Below are 22,278 nucleotides of genomic sequence, written 5' to 3' on the forward strand. Positions count from 1 at the left end.
CTCTGGCTACGAGCATGGCCGGAACACTAACAAGGAGCACCGACAGCCCACCTGGCCACGCCGTCGGGCGGGGGACGGCGTCGGGCGCGAGGACAGCCGTGCGGCGCGGGGACGCCCGCCCGGGACGGCGACGGCTGCGCGGTGCCCCGCCCCCGCGCGCGGAGATGCCTTGCCGTGGGACTGACGCTCCGTCATTCCACGAGACCCGCCAACGCGCGCGTGAACACCTACTCGCGAGGCTGCCGTGCCGTCACTCCACGGAACCCTGCACTGCCGCGCGGGGAGCCTCACCCCCGCGCCTCAACCCTGCCCTGACCCGCTCTGCAGTACCGACGTGTGCCCGAACCCCTCAGTCGCAGCCGCAGCCGCTCCCCGTGGCGACCGGCAGCGGCGCGGGAGCGCCGATCTTCGGCAGGCCCAGCATCACGCCGGCCGGCTTGGCGGCCTCGGCCGCGTTCCGCTTCTCCCAGGCGTCGCCCGCGCGCGTGGGACGCACGTTCAGGGTGGGGCCCTCGGCGAGGAGGTGGTGCGGGGCGGCGTAGGTGATCTCGACCGTCACCACGTCACCGGGGCGGACCTCCTGGTCCGGCTTGGTGAAGTGGACGAGGCGGTTGTCGGGGGCGCGCCCGGAGAGGCGGTGGGTGGCGCCGTCCTTGCGGCCCTCGCCCTCGGCGACCATCAGCTCCAGGGTGCGGCCGACCTGCTTCTTGTTCTCGTCCCAGGAGATCTCGTCCTGGAGGGCGACGAGGCGCATGTAGCGCTCCTGGACGACCTCCTTGGGGATCTGGTTCTCCATGGTCGCGGCCGGGGTGCCGGGTCGCTTGGAGTACTGGAACGTAAACGCTTGCGCGAAACGTGCCTCACGGACCGCGTGCATCGTCTGCTCGAAGTCCTCCTCGGTCTCCCCGGGGAAGCCCACGATGATGTCGGTGGTGATGGCGGCGTGCGGGATGGCCGCGCGGACCTTCTCGATGATCCCCAGGTACCGCTCCTGGCGGTAGGACCGGCGCATGGCCTTCAGGATCGGGTCGGAACCGGACTGCATGGGCATGTGCAGCTGCGGCATCACGTTCGGCGTCTCGGCCATCGCGGCGATGACGTCGTCGGTGAAGTCACGCGGGTGCGGAGACGTGAACCGGACCCGCTCCAGGCCGTCGATGGTCCCGCAGGCCCGCAGCAGCTTGCTGAAGGCCTCGCGGTCGCCGATGTCGGAGCCGTACGCATTGACGTTCTGGCCGAGCAGGGTGATCTCGGAGACGCCCTCGCCGACCAGGGCCTCGATCTCGGCGAGGATGTCGCCGGTGCGGCGGTCCTTCTCCTTGCCGCGCAGCGCCGGGACGATGCAGAAGGTGCACGTGTTGTTGCAGCCGACGGAGATCGACACCCAGGCCGCGTAGGCGCTCTCGCGCCGGGTCGGCAGCGTCGAGGGGAAGGCCTCCAGGGACTCCGCGATCTCGACCTGGGCCTCCTCCTGCACACGCGCGCGTTCCAGCAGGACAGGCAGCTTGCCGATGTTGTGCGTGCCGAAGACGACGTCCACCCAGGGCGCCTTCTTCACGATGGTGTCGCGGTCCTTCTGCGCGAGGCAGCCGCCGACCGCGATCTGCATCCCGGGGCGCTTGGTCTTCATCGGGGCGAGCCGCCCGAGGTTGCCGTAGAGCCGGTTGTCGGCGTTCTCGCGCACGGCGCAGGTGTTGAAGACGACGACGTCGGCGTCACCGTCCGAACCCTCGGGCGCGCGCACGTAACCGGCACCCTCCAGGAGGCCGGAGAGCCGCTCGGAATCGTGGACGTTCATCTGGCACCCGTAGGTGCGCACTTCGTACGTTTTGACGTCCACTGCCCCGCTCCGGTCACCGCTGCTCATGCGACAAGGGTAGGCGGTGCCGGGAGTGACTCTTTCTGCGGCTGAGAACCGCCGTGGCTCACATCACTCGGAGCTACGGCCGGAATCCGGAGTTCCGGCACGCCGACCGCCGCTCCACCCCTGCTTGCGCAGCACCCCCGGCACATCCGGCGTCTCGTAGTGCTCGCCCTTGAGGACCTTGCCGTCGGCCCGGCGGGCGATCTTGCCGTCCGGGCCGATCTTGGTCATGTTCGCGCGGTGGACCTCGGCGATCACCGCGTCGAGGTCTATGCCGTGGACGAGGGCCGTGCCGTACGCGACGTAGACGACGTCCGCCAGTTCGTGCGCCAGTCGGTCGAGGGGGCCGCTCACCGAGACCTCGGCGACCTCCGCGGCCTCCTCGGCGAGCAGCTCGCCCCGGTGGGCGGCGAGGTCGGGGGCGACCTCGGTGGGTGTGCTGCGGGCGTCGAGCCCGAAGGCGAGGTGGAATTCGCGGACCAGGTCGGCGGGCGAAGAACTCATGCCACGACCTTAACGGCCGCCACTGACACCACCGGCCCGTGAGCCCGGCCCTGGTCAGTACCGCGCAAGGGCTGGCAGGATCGCGCGCATGCTCAAGGTGTTCTCCCGTATCAGCAGGCGCCGGGCCCTGACGGGCGCGGCGGCCGGTTTCGTCGTGTTCGGGCTGCTGCTGTGGTGGCTGCTGCCCCTGGGCGACGAGCCGCCGACCGGGACGATCACCTTCAGCACCGGGGCACCACTCGGGGTCTACCAGGAGTACGGCAAGCTGCTGCAGGCCGAGCTCGACAAGGACATGCCGGGCCTCAAGGTGAAGCTGGTGAACAGCGCCGGGTCGCAGGAGAACGTCGCGCGCGTGGCGACCGGCCACGCCGACTTCACCATCGCCGCGGCCGACGCGGTGGAGACGTACGAGGCGGACGGCAAGCCCGGTGCCGCCGGGCTGCGCGGGATCGCGCGGCTGTACGACGACTACGTCCAGCTCATCGTCCCGCGCGACTCGGACATCAACTCGGTCGCCGATCTGCGGAACAAGCGGGTGGCGATAGGGCCGGACCGCTCGGGTGTGCGACTGATCGCGACCCGGGTGCTCGCGGCGGCCGGCATCGACCCGAAGAAGGGCGTCAAGCCGGTCGCGGCCGGCATCGACACCGGACCTGACCTGCTCAAGCACGGCAAGATCGACGCCTTCTTCTGGTCCGGCGGGCTGCCGACGGACGGCCTGAAGGACCTGGCGGCCCACTACTCGTTCCGGTTCGTGCCGATAGAGGCCACCCTTGTGGCGAAGATGCACGAGCAGGGCGAGGCCACCCGCTACTACCGCGCCACCAACATGCCGGAGTCGGCCTACCCCGACATCCAGCGAGGGTCCACGGTGCCCACCATCGCCGTCTCCAACCTGCTGATGACCCGCAAGGACCTGAACCCCAGGCTCACCGAGTGGATCACCAGGACCGTGATCAAGAGCCGGGACGGCATCGGCGCGCATGTGCACTCCGCGCAGCTCGTGGACCTGCGCACGGCGATCTACACCGACCCCCTGGTCCTGCACGAGGGCGCGCGGCGCTACTACCGCTCCGTCAAGCCGTAGGCACACAGGGGCCGTTGTAGGCGCACAGGGGGCCGGTGAGGCGCTCCGCTCAAGCCGCGGGCACGCTCAGGCCGTCGGCCCGCTCCTGGGCACCGACACGGTCACCCTGAGCCCGTGCGGCTCGTGGTGGTCGTACGTCAGGGAACCGCCGCCCGCGGCCAGCAGGACCTGGGAGATGGACAGGCCGAGGCCGGAGCCCTTGATGTTCTGGTGATGGCCGCTGCGCCAGAACCGGTCGCCGATGCGGGCGAGTTCCTCCTCGGTGAGACCTGGGCCGTGGTCCGTGACGACGACCGTGGTGGTCTCGCCGTTCGACGCGACCGTGACCTCGACGCACTCGTCCTCGGGCGTGAACTTCACCGCGTTGTCGATCACCGCGTCCAGGGCGCTGGACAGCGTGATCGGGTCGGCCCAGGCGGTGGTGGGCGGACAACTGCCCACCAGGCGCACACCCTTGGCCTCTGCGGTCGGGGACCAGGCGGCGACGCGCTCGGCGGTCAGCGCGCCGATGTCGGTGATCCTGAGGTCCGCTTCCGCGTGTTCGGCCAGTGCCAGGTCCAGCAGATCGTCCAGGACCTGGGTCAGGCGTTTGCCCTCGGTGCGGACCGAGGCGATCTCGTCATTGTCCTCCGGCAGTTCGAGCGCGAGCAGTTCGATGCGCAGCAGCAGCGCCGAGAGCGGGTTGCGCAACTGGTGCGAGGCGTCGGCGACGAAGGCGCGCTGCTGCTCCAGCACGTCCTCGACGTTGTCCGCCATCTCGTTGAACGAGCGGGCCAGGCGCTGGAGTTCCGGCGGCCCGCCGGCAGCTGCGACCCGGGACTTGAGGCGTCCGGTGGCGATGTCGTGAGTGGTGGCGTCGAGCACGCGTACGGGCCGCAGGACCCAGCCGGTCAGCCGTAGGGCCGCGCCGACCGCCAGCAGCATGGCGCCGACCTCCCCCGCGCCGATCGTCAGCCAGCCGCGCAGGGTCCGTGAACGCATTGGCCCGGTGGGCGAGTCGGTGACCACGACCGCGATGACGTCGCCGTCCCGGATGACCGGCGAGGCCACGACCAGGCGGTGGCGCTGCCAGGGCCAGACCTGTTGCGGGTCGTGGCTGCGGCGGCTGAGCAGGGCCTCGTCGAAGGCGTCGCGGACCTCGCCCGCCTCGGGGAGCAGAAAGTCGTCAGGCGCGTTGGCCATGGAGGTGTCGGTGCGGTAGAAGACGCCCGCGCGGATGCCGTAGACCTCGTAGTAGCTGGCGAGTTCGCGGTCCAGGGTCTGCTGACGTTCGTCCGGGACCGTGTCGGCGGGGCGCGTGCCCGTGGGCACGTCGGTGACGTACTGGGCGAGCGCCGCGAACCGCGCGGTGTCGTCGATGCGGTCGACGATCACCTTCTGCTGCTGGGCCGCGGCGACGCTGATGGCGAGCGGGACGCCGAGGGCGAGCAGAACGGCCGCCATCAGGACGATGAGCAGCGGGAGGAGTCGTGTGCGCACCCGTGCCCGCTACGCGGCCGGGGCGACGAGCCGGTAGCCGACGCCTCGTACGGTCTCGATCAGCGCGGGCATCCGCAGTTTGGCGCGCAGGGACGCGACATGCACCTCCAGGGTCCGTCCCGTGCCCTCCCAACTGGTGCGCCACACCTCGCTGATGATCTGCTCCCGCCGGAAGACCACCCCGGGACGCTGCGCCAGCAGCGCCAGCAGGTCGAACTCCTTGCGGGTCAGTTGGACGACCGAACCGTCCACGCTGACCTGGCGGGTGGGCAGTTCGATGCGCACCGGGCCGAGCCGCAGCGCGGTGTCTCCGGCCCCGCTCGCGTCCTCGTGGACGCTGCGCCGGCTGACGGCGTGGATGCGGGCCAGCAGTTCGCCGGTGTCGTACGGCTTCACCACGTAGTCGTCGGCTCCGAGGTTGAGGCCGTGGATGCGGGAACGTACGTCGGACCGCGCGGTCACCATGATCACCGGGGTGCTGGTGCGCTTGCGGATCTTGCCGCAGACCTCGTAGCCGTCCTGGTCGGGCAGGCCCAGGTCGAGGAGGACGACTCCGAAGACATCGCCCTCGGGGACGAGTGCCTGGAGGGCCTCCTCGCCGCTGCGGGCATGGGTGACGTCGAAGCCGTGCCGCGCCAGGACCGCGGACAGAGCGGCGGCGACATGGTTGTCGTCCTCGACGAGGAGCAGTCTCATCCCGGCCCCCTCCGGTTCATCGTTCGTGTGGTCTCGGCCTGTACGAAAGCACGTCTCACGCGCGCGTGCACCCAGGCAGTCACGCTGATGGACGAAGACGCCGTCAAGTGGGTTCCGGTTGCGCGCGGTTTCCGTTACGCAGCCGGTACGGGTCCTCGCGAAAGTGCTACGACACGTGTCCGATTGCTATCAGATCGTGATGCTCAGATCTCCCTCAGATGTAATGACGCTGGTCGTAAGGGCTCACTACTGTCCTCCGCAACCGAGGAGGACGGAGCCAGCAAGCGATGACCAAGGTATCGGTGGCCAAGGAAGACGCGGTCCCGACGGGCGAACTGGTCGTCCTGAAGAGCGTCAACAAGCATTTCGGCGCGTTGCACGTACTCCAGGACATCGATCTGACGATCGCCCGCGGTGAGGTCGTCGTGGTGATCGGGCCCTCGGGGTCCGGTAAGTCCACTCTGTGCCGCACGATCAACCGTCTGGAGACGATCGATTCGGGCGCCATCGCGATCGACGGCAAGCCGCTGCCCCAGGAGGGCAGAGAGCTGGCCCGGCTGCGTGCCGACGTCGGGATGGTCTTCCAGTCCTTCAACCTCTTCGCACACAAGACCGTGCTGGAGAACGTGATGCTGGGCCAGGTCAAGGTCCGCAGGGCCGACAAGAAGCAGGCCGAGGTGAAGGCCCGGGCCCTGCTCGACAGGGTCGGCGTGGCCACCCAGGCGGACAAGTACCCGGCGCAGCTGTCCGGCGGTCAGCAACAGCGTGTCGCCATCGCGCGGGCGCTGGCCATGGACCCCAAGGTGATGCTCTTCGACGAGCCCACCTCGGCTCTCGACCCGGAGATGATCAACGAGGTCCTTGAGGTCATGCAGCAGCTGGCCCGAGACGGGATGACGATGATCGTCGTCACCCATGAGATGGGCTTCGCGCGTTCGGCGGCCAACCGCGTGGTGTTCATGGCCGACGGCCGCATCGTCGAAGAGGCCGTGCCCGACCAGTTCTTCAGCAACCCTCGCAGCGACCGGGCCAAGGACTTCCTGTCGAAGATCCTGCACCACTGACGACCACCCGAGAACGCCCAAGAGCACCGAAGAACAACGGCAGCACCCAAGAACACCGAAGAACGCCGACAGCCGGCCGCTGGCGGCCCGTCGACGACGGGTGGCGGCCGACTGCCACCGAGGATCCCGCACGCCGCCAGAGCCACCGCCACGTGCCCTGACGGGCCCTCATCTCCCCACGACCCAAAGGATGTTCATCATGAAGCTTCGCAAGGTCACCGCCGTCGCAGCCACCGCGCTCGTCCTCTCGCTCGCCGCGACGGCCTGCGGGAGCAGCGACAAGGACGACTCCGGCTCGGGTTCCAGCGGCAGCGGCAAGATCAAGGTCGGCATCAAGTTCGATCAGCCCGGCCTCGGCCTGAAGCAGCCGGACGGGACCTACGCCGGCTTCGACGTGGACGTGGCGACCTATGTGGCCGGGCAACTCGGCTACAAGCCCGCCCAGATCGAGTGGGTCGAGACCAAGAGCGCCGACCGCGAGAACGCGCTGGCACGCGGTGACGTCAAGTTCATCGCGGCCTCGTACTCCATCAACGACGAGCGCAAGCAGAAGGTCGACTTCGCCGGCCCCTACCTGCTGGCCCACCAGGACCTGCTCGTCAAGCAGGCCTCGACGATCGCCAAGGGCACGGACCTCAACGGCAAGAAGCTGTGTTCCGTGACCGGCTCGACCTCGGCGCAGAACATCCACGACACGATCGCCCCGAAGGCCAACCTCCGTGAGTACAGCGGCTACTCGGAGTGCATCGCGGGCCTGCAGAGCGGCGCCGTGGACGCGGTGACCACCGACGACTCGATCCTCGCGGGCTTCGCCTCGCAGGACAAGTACAAGGGTCAGTTCAAGCTCGCCGGCCTCAAGCTCAGCAACGAGAACTACGGCATCGGCGTCAAGAAGGGCGACTCCGCGACCGTCACCAAGATCAACACCGCGCTGGAGAAGATGGTCAGCAGCGGCGCCTGGCAGACGGCGGTCACCAAGAACTTCGGCCCGGCCGGGTACAAGAACGAGGTCGCCCCGAAGATCGGCAACATCGTCAAGTAAGCCTGGAAATCGCCGGTACGGCAGGCCCCATACCCGGAAGCGCGGGAGATCGTGTTCGACTTTCTTCAAGGTTATGACGTCCTGGGGGCGTTCTGGATGACGGTGAAACTCACCGTCATCTCCGCCCTGGGCTCCCTGGTCTGGGGCACCCTGCTGGCCGCGATGCGGGTCAGCCCGGTCCCCCTGATGCGTGGCTTCGCCACCTTCTATGTGAACACCGTCCGGAACATCCCCCTGACGGTCATCATCGTCTTCAGCTCGCTCGGCCTCGCCGACATCTTCGGCGTGACGATGGGCGCGTCCGACTTCAAGGTGCAGGGTTTCCGGCTGGCGCTGCTGGGCCTGGTGGCGTACCACGCGGCCTTCGTCTGCGAGGCGGTGCGCTCCGGCATCAACACCGTGCCCGTCGGCCAGGCCGAGGCGGCCCGCGCCATCGGGCTGAGCTTCAGTCAGGTGCTGCGGATCGTCATCCTTCCGCAGGCGTTCCGCGCGGTCATCACACCGCTGGCCAACGTACTGATCGCCCTCACCAAGAACACGACCGTGGCGGCGGCGATCGGTGTCGCCGAGGCGGCCGCCCTGATGAAGACGATGATCGAGAACGAGGCCCAGACGGTCGCCATCGGTGCGGTCTTCGCGTTCGGCTTCGTGGTACTGACCCTGCCCACCGGCCTCTTCCTCGGCTGGCTGGGCAAGCGACTGGCGGTGAAGCGATGACCTCCGTCCTCTACGACGCGCCCGGCCCCCGCGCCAGACGGCGCAACGTGCTCCTGTCCGTGGCGTTCGTCGTCCTGCTCGCCGCGTTCCTGTGGTGGATCTGGCGGACGATGGACGACAAGGGCCAGCTGAAGTGGTTCCTGTGGCAGCCGTTCACCACGTCGGACGCCTGGACGACGTATCTGCTGCCGGGTCTCGGCACCACCCTGAAGGCCGCCGCGCTCTCCATGCTGATCGCCCTCCCCTTGGGCGCGTTGTTCGGCATCGCCCGCATGTCCGACCACCGGTGGGTGCGCGTCCCGGCCGGCGTAGTGGTCGAGTTCTTCCGGTCGATCCCGGTCCTGCTGATGATGTTGTTCGCGAACGAGTTCTATGTCCGCTCCACGAACATCGGCAGCGAGGATCGGCCCCTGTACGCCGTCGTCACCGGCCTGGTGCTCTACAACGCCTCGGTGCTCGCCGAGATCGTCCGGGCGGGCATCCTGTCCCTCCCCAAGGGGCAGACGGAGGCCGCGTACGCGGTCGGGCTGCGCAAGGGCCAGACGATGACGAGCATCCTGCTCCCGCAGTCCGTCACCGTCATGCTGCCGGCCATCGTCAGCCAGCTCGTGGTCATCGTGAAGGACACCGCGCTGGGCGGGGTGATGCTGGGCCTCACCGAGCTGCTCAACTCGCGCAGCACCCTCGCGGCCAACTACGCCAACGTGGTGGCGAGTTTCATCGTCGTCGGGGTCATCTACATCCTGCTGAACCTCGTTCTCACCACCTTCGCGAGCTGGCTGGAGCGCAGGCTGCGGCGCAGCAAGAAGAGCACGGGCGCGACCGTCGCCCTCGAAGATGCCACCGGGCTCAACCCCGCGCAGGTGGCGGGCGGCTTCGGGACCGGCGCAGGCGGCACGATCTGATGATCGGTCATACGGCATGAACGACACGGAGGCAGTGGCATGATCGCCACTGCCTCCGTCACTTGACGCAAGCACCGGCAATGGGTTGCATACGTTCTGTGATCGTGCACCCTGCTCCAACTTCCTGTTCACATGCGTCCCTGAGGACACCGTCACGGGCAGGGGGCGCCGCACCGTGGACCCGGTGATCATCGTCGGAGCGGGGCCCGTGGGGCTCACGCTCGCCCTGGCGCTGGCGCGGCAGGAGGTGCCCTCCGTCGTACTCGACGAGGGTCCCGGCAAGGACGAACCGCGCCCCGCGCGGACCGTCGTCCTGCGCGAGGACACCGCGGCGCTGCTGGAGCGGCTGACCGGCGTGCCGCTCGCCAAGCTCGGTTCGCGCTGGGCCGGATGGCGGTCGATGCGGCGCAAGCAGGTGATGCGCGAGATCACGTTCGACGACACCGAGCCCGCCCCGCTGCACATCGCGCAGCACGTGCTCAGCGGCGCCCTGCGCCAGGCCCTCGCGGGCGAGCGGCTGGTGAGGATCGCCGTGGACAACCGCCTCGACGCGGTCGAGCAGGAGACCTCGGGCGTCACCGCCCACACCCGCGGCCCCAAGGGCACCTGGTGGCGCGGCAGTTACCTGGTCGGCTGCGACGGCCCGCGCTCGACCGTCCGCAAGCTCCTGGACATCCGCTTCCCCGGCCGTACGGCGGTGGAGCGACACGCCGTGGCCGCGCTGCGCACGGAACTTCCGTGGCCCGACGAGGCGTTGTTGCATCGGGTGCCGCCGTGGCGGACGTCCGGACCCTCGGCCGGGGAGGTTACCGGACGCCCTCTCCCGGACGGCGTGTGGCGCCTGGACTGGCTGCTGCCGCCGGGCAAGGACCTGGTCACACCCGAGTTGCTGCTCACCCGTATCCGGGAGACCCTCGCGGGCTGGACCGAGGGGCCGACACCGCCGTACGAGCTGCTCGACACCGGCGTGCACACCGTGCACCACCGGCTCGCGCGCCGGTGGCGGGTGGGGCGGGTGTTTCTCGCCGGGGACGCGGCGCATCTGCTGGGGGCGCTCGGTACGCAGGGGCTGGACGAGGGGCTGCGGGACGCCGACAACCTCGCCTGGAAGCTGGCGTCGGCCTGGCATCACGGGCCGCACGAGGCGCTGCTCGACAGCTATCAGGCGGAGCGGCGGGCGGTCGTCGCGGCCCGGCTGCGCGCGGCCGACCAGGCGCTGCCGTTGGTGCGCGGCGGTGCCGGGCTGCGCTTGGTCGTGCCCGGCTCGGCCCGCGGCCACGACTCACTGCTCACGGACGGTCACTTGGGGCGCGGCGTGCTCGGTGCGCCGGGGGCGTACGCCGACTCGCCGCTCGCGCCCCGGCACATCGAGGCGGAGGTCCCCGTCGACACCGCGCCCGGTGCGCCGGTCACCGATGTCCGGGTCACCGCGGAGGACGGCTCCTTCGTACGGCTGCGGGACCGCCTCGGGCGCGGTGCCCTGCTGGTCGTACTGGTCGCACCGGGCACGGGCGTGTGGGAGCGCAAGCACTGGGTGACCGCCGGGGTCATGCCACGCCTGGCCGCCGCGGTGACGGCGCTGCCGCACCCGGCCGAACTGCTGGTCGCCGAGAACTACCCGGGCGCCGCCGCCCACACCGTCCTGCTCGTACGGCCCGACGGACACCTGGTCACCGCCCTGAGCGGGGTCCGGCCGGCCGACCTGTACGCGGCGGCCGAAGCGACCCTGGGCGGCCCGGCGAAGACGGAGGCCACGGCCGGCTCACGCTGAGGCCTGCGTACGCTAACTGTCCACATAGTGACGCTGAGTTGACCCGTACGCACCCTCGTGCTGTACTCCGGATCATGACCGACACCTCTGTCCACCTCTGGCGGAAGGTCCATCTGGACCTCGTCCGCTACGTGGGCTGCGTCTGTCACGTCTCCTGCTGAATTCGCATCTCTCTCCCTCGCGCGCGCCCTTTCTGTGGGTCCGCGCGTGCTCTCGCGAACACTCATCAGGACGGTGCACGTGTCTGTATCCCCCTCTGCCCCCGTGTCCCCCGCCGCGCCCGCCCAGGCTCCGACGCAGGCGGATCTGCTCGACTTCGTACGGCGTACGGCCGCCGACTCCGAGCTCATCGCCTCGCTCCCCCTCGACCCCGAGGGCCGCACGTGGGTGCGGCTCGAAGGGCCCGGTGGCAGCGAGGCCTGGCTGATCGGCTGGCCGCCCGGCAGCGGAACGGGCTGGCACGACCACGCGGACTCGGTGGGCGCCTTCCTCACCGCCGCCGGTGAGCTCAAGGAGAACTCGCTCGCCGCCCGGCTCCCGAGCCACGGTTGGAAGACCCTCGAACTGGAGGAGGGCGTGGACCGCGAGCGGCGGCTGCCGACCGGCAAGGGCCGCGCCTTCGGCCACCACCACGTCCACGAGGTACTCAACGAGTCCACCGAAGAGCACGCGATCTCCGTCCACGCCTACTACCCACCGCTGCCGCAGATCCGCCGCTACAGCCGCACCGGCCCGGTGCTGCGCCTGGAGCAGGTCGAGCGCCCGGAGGACTGGCAGTGAGTGCCGTACGCGAACAACCGCCCGGCATAGACGAGTTGCTGGAGCGGGTCCGCGCGGACTACCAGCGGATCGAGGCCAGGGAGGCGTACGACGCCGCCCGGGACGGCACGGCTCTCCTGGTCGACATCCGCTACGCGGCCCTGCGCGACCGGGACGGTCTCATCCCCGGCGCCCTGGTCGTCGAGCGCAACGAACTGGAGTGGCGCCTCGACCCCCAGGGCAGTCATCGCGCCCCCGAGGCCACCGGCCACGACCTGCGCGTCGTGGTGATCTGCAACGAGGGCTACGCCTCCAGCCTGGCAGCCGCGTCCCTGCACCGACTGGGCCTGCACCGCGTGACGGACCTGGTCGGCGGCTTCCAGGCCTGGAAGGCAGCGGGACTGCCTGTCGCGTTGTAGACACAGTGTCTACAACGCGACAGTCCGGCCCCGCCTCCGCTCACAGTCCGTCGGAGGGGCAGTAGAGCGGGGCGGTGTCCGCGTTGGCCTTCGTGACCAGGCGGGCCGGGGTCGTGGCGATCTTCTCCACCTTCTCCTTACGGAGAAGGCTGATGACGTCGGTGACGGCCAGTTCGCCGGTGTCCTTGGCCGAGTTGGAGACGGTGGCGGCGAAGCGGCCGTCCTTGAGGGCGGCGAGGGCCTCGTCGGTGCCGTTGACCGTCACGATCTTGACGCCCTTGCCGCCGGCCGCGTCGAACGCCTTGCGGGCGGCGAAGGCCATCTCCTCGTTGGCGACGAAGGCGTAGTCCAGACCGGGATGCGCCTTGATCATGCCCTCGGCGACGATCTTCGCCTTCGCGGCGACGAACATGGCGGGCTGGTTCGCGACCACCTTCGCGTTCGCCGGCAGTCCCTTGGTGAATCCGCCGACGAGCAGGTCGGAGGCGGCGCCCGGCGCACCCGCGATGACGGCCACCTGCACCTCGCGACCGGCGGCGTCGTCCTCGATCCAGTCGGCGTCGAGCTTGCCCACCGCCTTCAGGTCGACGACGACGGCTCCGAGAATGTCGGACGGATCGGCACTGACCGAGGTCAGGAAGATCGGAATGTGCGCCCTCTTGGCCTTGGCGATGTCGCTCTTGAGCGCGTTGGTGTTCACGGTCTGCACGATGATCGCGTCGACATGGCGCGCGATCATGGCCTGGATGTTGGAGAGTTCCTGCGCGGCGTCCTGATGCGAGTTGGCAGTGACGAGCCTCGCGAAGTTGCTCTTGGCCGTGTTCGCGATCGACTCCTGCAGACAGGTGTGGAACTCGGTACTGCCGCCATTGACGAACCCGAGTGTGATCGGCCCGTCGTCGGCGGGCTCGGCACTCGATTCCAGTCCACAGCCACTCAGTAAGAGGCCGACACCGACCAGGGAGGCCACCAGCGATCTTCGGTGGTGCGCGGGCGGGAACAAGGGGGCCGCCTTTCATGACACGCGAAGGATCAGCCGATGGATCGGCCTGAAGACACTCAGGCGGGCCTGGCTGCGGCTCAGCAGGCGGGAGGGCCGGGGAGTGACGGCAGCAGAAGCTACTCCCGCACCAAACATGCGCACCCTCCACGGAACGCACACTAAGCGTGCGGAACACGCACCCTCGGCGAACCGGGAAACGGTCAGTCGCCCCCCCCAGTGGCTACTCCCTCGCCGTCGCCACCGTCACCGCCCGCACCCGGAGCGCCACCCGCCCTGGCAGTGCCGTGGCGACGAGCGCAAGCACCGCGCCGACCGCCACCACCGTGACGTAGCCGAGAGGGGTGACCGACGGTGCGGCCCGGCCGGTCATCCCGATGCTGAACGCGGTCAGGACGGCGAGGGCGATACCGCTGCCGAGCGCCATGGCGAGCAGCACCACCGACAGCGCCTCGATCCGCAGCATCCGCAGCACCTGACGGCGGGTGGCGCCCACGAGCCGCAGCAGCGCGAACTCCCGGACCCGCTCGGCTACCGACATGGCGAGCGTGTTGACCACGGCGATGGCGGTGAAGGCCAGGACGAGGCCCATGGCCAGGTAGTTGACCTCGGCGTTCGCCTGCTGCCGCCGCGCCTGGAGCGAGTCGGCGGCGGCCGGCGCGAGAACACGGATGCCCGGGAACTCACGGAGGGTAGTCGCGAGTTGTGTCTGTGTACGGGACGTGCTGACGAGGACGGAGGAGGCGAGCGGGTTGTCGACATGCCGGGCGACGAGATCGTGCGCGAGGGTGAGATCACCGAAGCCGAGACCTCTGGCGTAGACGGCGACGACGGTGAGCACGGCGGGCGTGCCGTCACCGAGCGTGAGCCTGAGAGTGCTGCCGGGCTTCAAGTGCAGCTGGTCCGCGGCCAGTTCGCTCACGGCCGCGGTGTGCTCGGCGAGCCCGTCGAGCGATCCGGTGGTGACGTCGGGGTCCCAGGTGCGGGTGAGTCCGGCGGGTGTGACGCCTTGGGCCGCGTATTTGTCGAGGCCCACACGGACGGTCGTACGGACGACCTCGGTGACGATGTCGTGCCGCGCGCGGAGTTGCCGTGCGGCCTCGGCCGGGACACCTGGTCCCTGGGAGGCGACGACCCAGTCGGCACGGACACCCTCCCGGGCCTGGGCACGGGCGGCGTCGCCGAGGGTGGGTTGGACGAACAGGACGGTGCAGGTCATGCCGATCAGCAGGGTGAGGGGGGTGACGACGGAGGCCATACGGGCGGCGTTGCCTCGGAGGTTGGCGGTGGCAAGCCGACCGCTCGGGCCACTGCGCCGGAGCGGAACACGCAGGACGAGGACGGCTGCCTTGACGAGGAGTGGCCCGAGGAGGGCGACGGAGGTGGACAGGACCACAACGGCCAGGAAGGTCACGGGTGTTGAGGCGGGCTCGGTACGCAGCTTGCTGAGCACGGCGACCAGCACGACACCGCCCGCGAGGAGGACGAGCCCGGCGAGGAGGCGACCGCGTGTGAGTGCGGTGTGTGTCGTGAGGCGGGCGCGCGTGGACTTGGCCTCGGCCTCGGTTTCCGCTCCTGCTTCGGCCTCGGCGAGTGCCTGGGCCGGGCGGATCCGGGAGATACGGCGGGAGGCGACGCGGGCGGCGGTCCAGGCACCGAGGGCGGTCGCGACGAGGGCGGCCAGCGGCGGGACGACACCGGTGGTGTGCTGGAGGGTGGCGGGGACGGCACCCACGGCGACGAACCTGTCGTAGAGCCAAACGCCCAGCGGAAGCCCGAGCAGAGCGCCCGCGACACCGGCGACCGTGCCGACGATCAGTGCCTCGCGGCCGAGGAGCCGGCGGATCTGGCCGGAGGTGGCGGCCACGGCTCGGAGCAGGGCGAGTTCGCGGTGACGCTGTTGGACGGAGAGCACGAAGGTGCCGACAACCACGAGAACTGCCACGAGCAACGAGGTACCGCCCATCGCGCCGCCGATGCTGACCAGCCTGGTCCTGGCCGTGGCGGCGTCCAGGAACTCGACGGGGCCGCGGGCGTCGCCGGTGGTGACTTGAGCGGTGGAGCCGAGTGGGGTGGTGGGGCTGAGCGAGGTGGCGGTGCCCGGGAGCGCGGTGGTCCCGTGGAGGGCTGTCGTGATGGCCTGCCTCAGTTGGTCCGCGCTTGTGCCCTTGGCCGGGAGCACTCCGAACGCGGTGACCTGCCCGGGGTGCGCGGCCATACGGCGGGCCTCGCCTGCGGAGAAGAAGAGCGACGTCTGATGGCGTACGGCCGTGGCAGGAGCGGCGATTCCGGTGATCCGGTAGACGCGCGGGGCTTGCGTGGACTGGACGGTGAGCCGGTCGCCGGGCCGCAGCCGGGCCCGCCCGGCGAAGTCGCGGTCGATGACCAGATCGGTGGCGGCTCGCGGAGCGCTGCCGGTGACGAGCCGGTACGGCGTCAACGCGGCGGAGTCCCAGGCGTGCCCGTAGACGGTCCGGCCGCCAGTGCCGGCGGGTGTCAACGGCTGGGCGAGGAAGGTCAGTTCGGGGATGACACGGGCGACGCCCGGGGTCCGTGCGAGTGTGGTTTCCAGGCTTTCGGGAAGCCAGACGCGCTCGGCGATCGGTTTCGCCTTGTGCTTGACCTTGGTCTTGCCCTTCTTGTGTTTGACGGTGGTCCGGTGGACGTTCTGGTCGGCGGAGACCACGACGGGGCTCGCCGCGTAGCGCTCGGTGCGGATGGTGCCGCGCAGGCCGGTGTCGAGGAGAGTGCCACAGGCCGTGATGAGGGCAGCCGCGCACATCAGGGAGAGAAAGGCACCGAGGAAACCGGCCTTGCGGGCACGGACGGACCGGAGGGCGTAGCGCAGCATCATGAGGGCTCGGTCTCTTTTCCGTTGCGCGCCGGGTTGGCTTCGGCTTCGGGCTCGACTTCGGCGAGGGGTGCCGGGAAGGCGAGGAATCGGGTGAGTACGGTGCGGGCGCCGGGCGGCGTCTCGGCTTCGGGGCGCTTGTAGCGGTTGAGGAGAGCGATGTACTCCTCGAAGAACGCCCCGAGTTCGGGCAGCGTCAGCCGAATGGTGCCGCGCGAGTACGGGAAGGCGTCCGCCCACGGCCCGGTCTCGGCGGCGTTCCGCTGGAACTGCTCGAAGAGCTCCAGATCGGCGGCGTACGCATGGTGGTTGAGCTCGTCCATGACGTGCCGCATCTCGGCGCTCTGGCGGCTGCGCGGCGGGAAGCGACGGTCACCGGGAACGGCCCGCCACCAGCGCTCGCGACCGTGACCAGGTGCGCGCCCCGTCTCCCCTTCCGATCCCGCCGCCGCTTCCCGTTCCGCGTCCGCCCTCGTCCCTGCCTCCATCTCCTCTACGAAGCCGTAGCGGGCGAGTTCACGCAGGTGGTAGCTGGTGGAGCCGGTGTTCAGGCCCAGTGCGCGGGCGAGCGTGGCCGAGGTCGCGGGGCCGTGCAGGGTGAGGTGCTGGAGCATGCGCTGTCGGCGGGGCTGTGCGAGCGCCTTCAGCGTGGCGAGGTCGGAAAGTTCGACCGGCGCGGGTGTCGCCGAGGTCTGTTCGGTGGGTGTCTCCGCGCCAGGTGTGCGGGGTTCCTGTGCCATGCGTACACAGTCGTTTGTGCACAGGTGTCTGTGCACTGTGGCAACCCGGCGTCTTCAACGGGGGGTTAGCCCTACCTGAGACATCGGCCGGTGCTCGCCTGAACGCGGTCGGCGCCCCCGCGCGTCCACCGTGTTCAGGACGTGTGCACCACCGAAAGGCCGAACCCGGATGAGAACCGGATCAGTACCCCTCGTCCCCGAGGAACTCCGTGTCCTCGCCCTCTTCTTCCAGCGCCTGCCGGACCACCCTGAGGGCCATGCCCTGGGAGTAGCCCTTGCGGGCCAGCATCCCCGCGAGGCGCCGTAGCCTCTTGTCGCGGTCGAGGCCCCGGGTGGACCGCAGCTTGCGGTCCACCAGTTCGCGTGCCGTCGCCTCTTCCTGCTCGGAGTCGAGCTGGGAGACGGCCTCGTCGATCAGCGTGGAGTCGACGCCTTTGGTGCGCAGCTCCTGGGCGAGCGCGCGTCGCGCCAGTCCCCGGCCGTGGTGCCGGGACTCCACCCAGGCCTCCGCGAACGCACCGTCGTTGATCAGTCCGACCTCCTCGAACCGCGACAGCACCTCGTCCGCCACGTCGTCCGGGATCTCCCGCTTGCGCAGGGCGTCCGCGAGTTGCTTGCGGGTGCGCGGGTTCCCGGTGAGCAGGCGCAGACAGATGCCCCGCGCCCGCTCAGTCGGGTCCGCCGGCGGCTCCTCCTTCTCGGCCCTCGACGAGGTGAAGTCACCCCCGTCGTCTCCGGACGGCTCTCCGAAACCGCGACCACGGCGCCCACGCCTACTGCGTGCGCCGTCATCACGCGCCGTACCCCCGCGTGAGCCACCCTCCAGTGAGTCACCCCCGCGTGAGCCGCCTTCCCATGAACCGCCCCCGCCGCGCGCTCCGCGACTGCGGCGCGAACCGCGGCCGGGTACGTCGTCGTCAGTGGACTCGCCGCCGGGCGAAGTGCCGCCAGGCGCCGAGCTTCTGAAAGGCCGACCGGTGCCCGCCGGACCGTCGCCGGGCTCCGAGCCGCCGAAAGGCGGACCGGTCTCACCGTCGAAGCCGCCGGCCGACCAGCCGACGCCCGGCTCGTCGCCGTACGGCCCGTCCATGCCGTACGGCTCCTCGGGTACGCCGTCCGCACCGTAGGCCGGGCCGTCACCGCCTCCCCCGCGCCCCTGCGGGGCGCCGGGATACGCGTACTCGGCCCAGTCCGTTCGTCGTGTCACGGGTCAGCTCTTGGCTGCCGTGGCCTTGGGCTTGGTGGCCTTGGCCGCAGCCGGAGCGGGCACCGCCTTGGCGGCGTCGTCCGTGGCGGTGGGGACCGCCGCGTCCGCGACCGGCTCGGCGGTGGGCTTCTCCGGACGGACGCCCACTCCCAGCTTCTCCAGGATCTTCTTCTCGATCTCGTTGGCCAGGTCGGGGTTGTCCTTCAGGAAGTTGCGCGCGTTCTCCTTGCCCTGGCCGAGCTGGTCGCCTTCGTACGTGTACCAGGCGCCGGCCTTGCGGACGAAGCCGTTCTCCACGCCCATGTCGATCAGGCCGCCCTCGCGGCTGATGCCGTGGCCGTAGAGGATGTCGAACTCGGCCTGCTTGAAGGGCGGGGCGACCTTGTTCTTGACGACCTTGACGCGGGTGCGGTTGCCGACCGCGTCCGTGCCGTCCTTCAGGGTCTCGATACGACGGATGTCGAGTCGCACCGAGGCATAGAACTTCAGCGCGCGGCCACCGGTCGTGGTCTCCGGGGAGCCGAACATCACGCCGATCTTCTCGCGGAGCTGGTTGATGAAGATCGCGGTGGTCCCGGACTGGTGGAGCGCGCCTGTGATCTTGCGGAGCGCCTGGCTCATCAGGCGGGCCTGCAGACCGACGTGGCTGTCTCCCATCTCGCCCTCGATCTCCGCGCGCGGCACGAGTGCCGCGACGGAGTCGATGACGATGAGGTCGAGGGCGCCGGAGCGGACCAGCATGTCCACGATCTCCAGGGCCTGCTCGCCGTTGTCCGGCTGGGACAGGATCAGGTTGTCGATGTCGACGCCGAGCTTCTTCGCGTACTCGGGGTCGAGGGCGTGCTCCGCGTCCACGAACGCGACCTGGCCGCCGGCCCGCTGGGCGTTCGCCACCGCGTGCAGGGTCAGGGTCGTCTTTCCGGAGGACTCCGGGCCGTAGACCTCCACCACCCGGCCGCGCGGCAGGCCGCCGACACCGAGGGCGACGTCCAGTGCTGTCGACCCGGTGGGGATGACCTCGATGGGCTCGTTCGGCCGCTCGCCCAGGCGCATCACCGCGCCCTTGCCGAATTGCCGTTCAATCTGTGCGAGTGCGGCGTCCAACGCCTTCTCGCGGTCGGTTCCTGCCATGGGTTCCACCCGGTTTGCTTGAGTCGATCGCTTCACGTCAAAGACGCTAACGCCTGCCACTGACAATGCGCCCCGACGCCCGTCCGGCCTGTGGATAACTCGGGCACTTCACCATCAAAAGCCTGCCGAAATGCCCGTCATGGCCTCGCCGGAGCCTCCATGAGAATGGATGTTCGATTTTCGTGTCAAGCGCACCACGCGGCACTCACGTCATCTACGCCGTCCGGTGACACCGAACCTTGAGCGCGTGCTGCCGAACCCCGAGGACGCGGGTTCGTGCCACCGAAGGCGGAAGGAACTGCGGCGGCTGCCGCCCGTGGTCGACGATGACGGACCGGCCGCTGCCGCAGACGAGGACGGCCCACACATCCATGGCCCCAGCGCGCCCCCGAAACTCATCTCCACGCCCTGGGGAGCCCTACTTCCGTCGGCGTAGGGCTGATGTCTTCGGTCGTACGACGACTGCGCGACGAGTTCCCGCGAGGCTCGGGCCATGCCCCTGACCGTGAAGAGCCACCTACGCCCCGCCGAGCGTCTCTGCCATGCGACCGGTGCCCTGCTGATCCTCTCCGGGTTGGTGCACCTGGTGGTGTTCGCGGTCGACGGTGGCCCCTGGTACGGGCCTGTCTCCTGGCGCAAGCCCGTCACGTTCGGGCTCTCCTTCGGGGCGACGCTGATCGCGGTCACCTGGGTGACGTCGTATCTGCGTGTCGGGGCCCGGCTGCGCACCGTACTGCTCGTCGTGTTCGCCGCCGACTGTGTGGTGGAGGTCGGCGGCATCACCCTTCAGGCGTGGCGCCGGGTGCCGTCGCACCTCGACATGGAGACGCCCTTCGACACGGCGGTGTCCATGACGCTCGCGGTGGGCGGCGGTGTCCTCGTGGTGCTCCTCACCGTGTTCGCGGTGGCGTCCTTCCGGCACCGGCCGATGGGCCCCACAGGGATGGCGCTCGCGGTGCGTTCCGGGTTCGCGATCCTGCTCGTCGCGCTGGCCTCGGGTGCCGCGATGATCGCGCGCGGGGTCGTCCTCGCCCGGACCGGTCACCAGGAGGCGGCCTACCACTCGACGGCCCCGCTCAAGCCGTTGCACGGGGTGAGTCTGCACGCGGTCCTGGTCCTGCCGGCCCTGGCCTGGCTGCTGTCCCGTACGTCTTGGAGCGACACGGTACGGCTGCGGACCATGGAGGTGGCGGTCGGCTGCTACGCCGCCGCTGTGGCCGGAGCCGGAGTGTGGGCCGTGCTCACGTACTGACCTCGACGCCCTGGTGCTCGCGCGGGGTCATCCCTCAGGAGGAGCCTTCCCCGGAGTCCCTCGGGTCGGAGTCGGCCGACCCGGAGTTCCTGGAGTCGGAATCGTCGGAATCGGTGGACCCGGAGTTCTTGGGGCCGGAGTCGGTCGCCCTGGAATCAGTCGGTCTGGAGTCGGTCGCCCCGGAACCACCAGGTCCGGAGTCGGCTGCCCCGGAACCGGTCGCCCCGGAAGCGGCTGTCCCGGCGGAGTCGGCCGCCGTGTGCTCCGTCGCCTCCGTCGCTCTCGGTCGCCGTTCCCACAGCCTCCCCATCCGTGTCAGCAGGCCGGGCCCTCCGGAGCCGCGGGTCCGGTGCCCTTGCACCCGGGGATCGTCCGTGACGGCGTACCGCTTCACGTACGCCCCGAGGAACGCCTGCAGCGTGGCGACGGCCGGAATGGAGATCAGCGCGCCCACGGCGCCCATGAGCGCGGTGCCCGCGATGACCGAGCCGAAGGCGACCGCGGGGTGGATGTCGACGGTCTTCGCGGTCAGCTTGGGTTGCAGCATGTAGTTCTCGAACTGCTGGTAGACCACGACGAAGATCAGCACCCACAGGGCATACCAGGGGTCCACGGTGAAGGCGATCAGCATGGGCAGGGCGCCCGCGAGATACGTGCCGATGGTCGGGATGAACTGGGAGACCAGGCCCACCCAGACGGCGAGCACGGGCGCGTACGGAATGCCCAGTGCCTGCAGCAGGATGTAGTGCGCCACACCGGAGACCAGCGCCATCAGGCCGCGTGAGTATATGTAGCCGCCCGTCTTGTCGACGGCGATCTCCCACGCGCGTAGCACCTCGGCCTGCCGGGCGGGCGGCAGGACGGAGCACAGCGCGCGCCGCAGCCGCGGCCCGTCGGCGGCGAAGTAGAACGAGAACAGACCGATCGTCAGCAGCTGGAAGAGGCCCCCGAGGACCTGGGTGGACACGTCCAGCACGCCGGTCGCGCTGTTCTGCACGTACTTGCGCAGCCAGTCGGAGTGGAGCAGCCCCTCCTGGATGTCGACCCGTCTCAGGTCGGTGTGGAAGTGCGTGTTGACCCAGTTGATGACGGAGTCGAGGTAGTTCGGGAAGTCCTCGATCATCTTGATGATCTGGCCGGCGAGCATCGAGCCGAGCAGGGTGACGAACCCGGCGCTCACGATCAGCAGGCCGAGGAAGACCAGGAAGGTGGCCAGCCCCCGGCGCATGCCGTAGGCGGACATCCGGCTCACCGCGGGCTCGATGGCGAGGGCCAGGAAGAACGCGATGAGGATGTTGATCAGCAGCCCGATGAGCTGGTGGAAGGCCCAACTGCCCAGCTGGAACACGGCGACGAGGGCGAGCGCCAGCACCATGGCGCGTGGCAGCCAGCGCGGCATGCCGGTGCCCGGCGCGGCGCCGTCGGCCGGGGGCCGGGTCGGCGGCGCCGTACCGAACGGGGATGCCTGCGGGGCGTCGTGCCCGGTCTCGTCAGTGGATGCCACGGTGCAAGTCTCGCCTACGCCACTGACAACCGGTCACCGTCGTCGATCTTCGTGACCGATCAGCGACTTTCCTGCGGAACGTTCATGACCGCGCAGACCACGCGCCACACGTCCTTGGCCTCCCAGCCCGCGTCCAGCGCCTCGTTCACCGTCCGCCCGCCGAGTTCCGTCATCACGTGATCGCGCGCGAAGCTCTCGGCGTACCCCGCGCCGAAGTGCTCCGCCATCCGCTGCCAGAAGACCGTCAACCGCATGACACCAGTATCCCGCCCCTGAGAGTGGGCCC

The 22,278-nt window shown here is 69.8% G+C and carries 20 protein-coding genes; 9 read left to right on the top strand and 11 right to left on the bottom strand.

What is annotated here, in order from left to right; all coding sequences use genetic code 11:
- Positions 1 to 349: 349 nt before the first annotated feature.
- Both miaB and R6V09_RS11105 read right to left on the bottom strand, forming a co-directional pair.
- Complete coding sequence (gene miaB / locus R6V09_RS11100) at positions 350 to 1,867, bottom strand: tRNA (N6-isopentenyl adenosine(37)-C2)-methylthiotransferase MiaB (RefSeq protein ID WP_317881200.1); 1,518 nt, start codon at positions 1,865 to 1,867, stop codon at positions 350 to 352.
- 63 nt (positions 1,868 to 1,930) lie between these two features.
- Positions 1,931 to 2,368 (bottom strand): MazG nucleotide pyrophosphohydrolase domain-containing protein, encoded by a 438-nt coding sequence (locus R6V09_RS11105; RefSeq protein ID WP_317881201.1) that lies wholly within the window; start codon positions 2,366 to 2,368, stop codon positions 1,931 to 1,933.
- A gap of 88 nt (positions 2,369 to 2,456) precedes the next feature.
- On the opposite strand from R6V09_RS11105, the gene R6V09_RS11110 reads away from it, so the two are divergent.
- Positions 2,457 to 3,455, top strand: coding sequence for a TAXI family TRAP transporter solute-binding subunit (locus R6V09_RS11110; protein WP_317881202.1), 999 nt, complete (start codon positions 2,457 to 2,459; stop codon positions 3,453 to 3,455).
- Between the two features lie 66 nt (positions 3,456 to 3,521).
- On the opposite strand, the gene R6V09_RS11115 is transcribed toward R6V09_RS11110, so the two are convergent.
- On the bottom strand, positions 3,522 to 4,934 hold the full coding sequence (locus R6V09_RS11115; RefSeq protein WP_317881203.1) for a sensor histidine kinase: 1,413 nt from the start codon (positions 4,932 to 4,934) through the stop codon (positions 3,522 to 3,524).
- Positions 4,935 to 4,943: 9 nt separating this feature from the next.
- Complete coding sequence (locus R6V09_RS11120; RefSeq protein ID WP_317881204.1) at positions 4,944 to 5,630, bottom strand: response regulator transcription factor; 687 nt, start codon at positions 5,628 to 5,630, stop codon at positions 4,944 to 4,946.
- A gap of 287 nt (positions 5,631 to 5,917) precedes the next feature.
- On the opposite strand from R6V09_RS11120, the gene R6V09_RS11125 reads away from it, so the two are divergent.
- The 7 genes from R6V09_RS11125 (at position 5,918) to R6V09_RS11155 (ending at position 12,307) form a co-directional block, all read left to right on the top strand.
- Positions 5,918 to 6,694, top strand: a complete 777-nt coding sequence (locus R6V09_RS11125) for an amino acid ABC transporter ATP-binding protein (protein WP_317881205.1) — start codon at positions 5,918 to 5,920, stop codon at positions 6,692 to 6,694.
- Between the two features lie 199 nt (positions 6,695 to 6,893).
- On the top strand, positions 6,894 to 7,736 hold the full coding sequence (locus R6V09_RS11130; protein WP_317881206.1) for a glutamate ABC transporter substrate-binding protein: 843 nt from the start codon (positions 6,894 to 6,896) through the stop codon (positions 7,734 to 7,736).
- Positions 7,737 to 7,787: 51 nt separating this feature from the next.
- Positions 7,788 to 8,453, top strand: a complete 666-nt coding sequence (locus R6V09_RS11135) for an amino acid ABC transporter permease (protein WP_317881207.1) — start codon at positions 7,788 to 7,790, stop codon at positions 8,451 to 8,453.
- Positions 8,450 to 9,358 (top strand): amino acid ABC transporter permease, encoded by a 909-nt coding sequence (locus tag R6V09_RS11140; protein WP_317881208.1) that lies wholly within the window; start codon positions 8,450 to 8,452, stop codon positions 9,356 to 9,358. The genes R6V09_RS11135 and R6V09_RS11140 overlap by 4 nt, the downstream gene beginning before the upstream one ends.
- 175 nt (positions 9,359 to 9,533) lie before the next feature.
- On the top strand, positions 9,534 to 11,129 hold the full coding sequence (locus R6V09_RS11145; protein WP_317881209.1) for an FAD-dependent monooxygenase: 1,596 nt from the start codon (positions 9,534 to 9,536) through the stop codon (positions 11,127 to 11,129).
- A 240-nt stretch (positions 11,130 to 11,369) separates the two neighbouring features.
- Positions 11,370 to 11,909, top strand: coding sequence for a cysteine dioxygenase (locus R6V09_RS11150; RefSeq protein WP_317881210.1), 540 nt, complete (start codon positions 11,370 to 11,372; stop codon positions 11,907 to 11,909).
- Positions 11,906 to 12,307: a rhodanese-like domain-containing protein gene (locus tag R6V09_RS11155; protein ID WP_317881211.1), complete on the top strand. Its 402-nt coding sequence runs from the start codon at positions 11,906 to 11,908 to the stop codon at positions 12,305 to 12,307. The genes R6V09_RS11150 and R6V09_RS11155 overlap by 4 nt, the downstream gene beginning before the upstream one ends.
- A 40-nt stretch (positions 12,308 to 12,347) precedes the next feature.
- Here the strand turns inward: R6V09_RS11155 and R6V09_RS11160 are convergent, their stop codons facing one another.
- The 5 genes from R6V09_RS11160 to recA form a co-directional block, all read right to left on the bottom strand.
- The gene (locus R6V09_RS11160; protein ID WP_317881223.1) at positions 12,348 to 13,277 is read right to left on the bottom strand and encodes a sugar ABC transporter substrate-binding protein; all 930 of its coding nucleotides are present in this window, start codon (positions 13,275 to 13,277) and stop codon (positions 12,348 to 12,350) included.
- A gap of 253 nt (positions 13,278 to 13,530) precedes the next feature.
- A complete protein-coding gene (locus R6V09_RS11165; protein WP_317881212.1) occupies positions 13,531 to 16,161 on the bottom strand; it encodes an ABC transporter permease in 2,631 nt (876 codons plus the stop codon).
- Entirely contained in the window at positions 16,158 to 16,898 is a 741-nt protein-coding gene (locus R6V09_RS11170) for a helix-turn-helix domain-containing protein (RefSeq protein ID WP_317881213.1), read from the bottom strand. Before R6V09_RS11170 ends, R6V09_RS11165 begins: the two co-directional genes overlap by 4 nt.
- A 181-nt stretch (positions 16,899 to 17,079) precedes the next feature.
- Positions 17,080 to 18,105, bottom strand: a complete 1,026-nt coding sequence (gene recX / locus R6V09_RS11175) for a recombination regulator RecX (protein WP_317881214.1) — start codon at positions 18,103 to 18,105, stop codon at positions 17,080 to 17,082.
- A 3-nt stretch (positions 18,106 to 18,108) separates the two neighbouring features.
- The gene (gene recA, locus R6V09_RS11180) at positions 18,109 to 19,236 is read right to left on the bottom strand and encodes a recombinase RecA (protein ID WP_317881215.1); all 1,128 of its coding nucleotides are present in this window, start codon (positions 19,234 to 19,236) and stop codon (positions 18,109 to 18,111) included.
- A 493-nt stretch (positions 19,237 to 19,729) separates the two neighbouring features.
- On the opposite strand from recA, the gene R6V09_RS11185 reads away from it, so the two are divergent.
- Positions 19,730 to 20,488 (top strand): hypothetical protein, encoded by a 759-nt coding sequence (locus R6V09_RS11185; RefSeq protein WP_317881216.1) that lies wholly within the window; start codon positions 19,730 to 19,732, stop codon positions 20,486 to 20,488.
- A 34-nt stretch (positions 20,489 to 20,522) separates the two neighbouring features.
- Here the strand turns inward: R6V09_RS11185 and R6V09_RS11190 are convergent, their stop codons facing one another.
- Positions 20,523 to 21,992, bottom strand: coding sequence for an AI-2E family transporter (locus R6V09_RS11190; protein ID WP_317881217.1), 1,470 nt, complete (start codon positions 21,990 to 21,992; stop codon positions 20,523 to 20,525).
- A 59-nt stretch (positions 21,993 to 22,051) separates the two neighbouring features.
- Positions 22,052 to 22,246 (bottom strand): DUF3046 domain-containing protein, encoded by a 195-nt coding sequence (locus R6V09_RS11195; protein ID WP_317881218.1) that lies wholly within the window; start codon positions 22,244 to 22,246, stop codon positions 22,052 to 22,054.
- Positions 22,247 to 22,278 lie beyond the last annotated feature (32 nt).

The sequence above is a fragment of the Streptomyces sp. W16 genome (genome assembly GCF_033194735.1).
Taxonomy (GTDB): Bacteria; Actinomycetota; Actinomycetes; order Streptomycetales; family Streptomycetaceae; genus Streptomyces.

Excerpts from the sequence above, each read along its gene's own strand:
- R6V09_RS11130 (WP_317881206.1), top strand. The coding sequence starts at position 6,894 with ATGAAGCTTCGCAAGGTCACCGCCGTCGCAGCCACCGCGCTCGTCCTC.
- miaB (WP_317881200.1), bottom strand. The coding sequence starts at position 1,867 with ATGAGCAGCGGTGACCGGAGCGGGGCAGTGGACGTCAAAACGTACGAA.
- R6V09_RS11105 (WP_317881201.1), bottom strand. The coding sequence starts at position 2,368 with ATGAGTTCTTCGCCCGCCGACCTGGTCCGCGAATTCCACCTCGCCTTC.
- R6V09_RS11165 (WP_317881212.1), bottom strand. The coding sequence starts at position 16,161 with ATGATGCTGCGCTACGCCCTCCGGTCCGTCCGTGCCCGCAAGGCCGGT.
- R6V09_RS11170 (WP_317881213.1), bottom strand. The coding sequence starts at position 16,898 with ATGGCACAGGAACCCCGCACACCTGGCGCGGAGACACCCACCGAACAG.
- R6V09_RS11195 (WP_317881218.1), bottom strand. The coding sequence starts at position 22,246 with ATGCGGTTGACGGTCTTCTGGCAGCGGATGGCGGAGCACTTCGGCGCG.
- R6V09_RS11140 (WP_317881208.1), top strand. The coding sequence starts at position 8,450 with ATGACCTCCGTCCTCTACGACGCGCCCGGCCCCCGCGCCAGACGGCGC.
- R6V09_RS11110 (WP_317881202.1), top strand. The coding sequence starts at position 2,457 with ATGCTCAAGGTGTTCTCCCGTATCAGCAGGCGCCGGGCCCTGACGGGC.
- R6V09_RS11120 (WP_317881204.1), bottom strand. The coding sequence starts at position 5,630 with ATGAGACTGCTCCTCGTCGAGGACGACAACCATGTCGCCGCCGCTCTG.
- R6V09_RS11185 (WP_317881216.1), top strand. The coding sequence starts at position 19,730 with ATGCCCCTGACCGTGAAGAGCCACCTACGCCCCGCCGAGCGTCTCTGC.
- recA (WP_317881215.1), bottom strand. The coding sequence starts at position 19,236 with ATGGCAGGAACCGACCGCGAGAAGGCGTTGGACGCCGCACTCGCACAG.
- R6V09_RS11125 (WP_317881205.1), top strand. The coding sequence starts at position 5,918 with ATGACCAAGGTATCGGTGGCCAAGGAAGACGCGGTCCCGACGGGCGAA.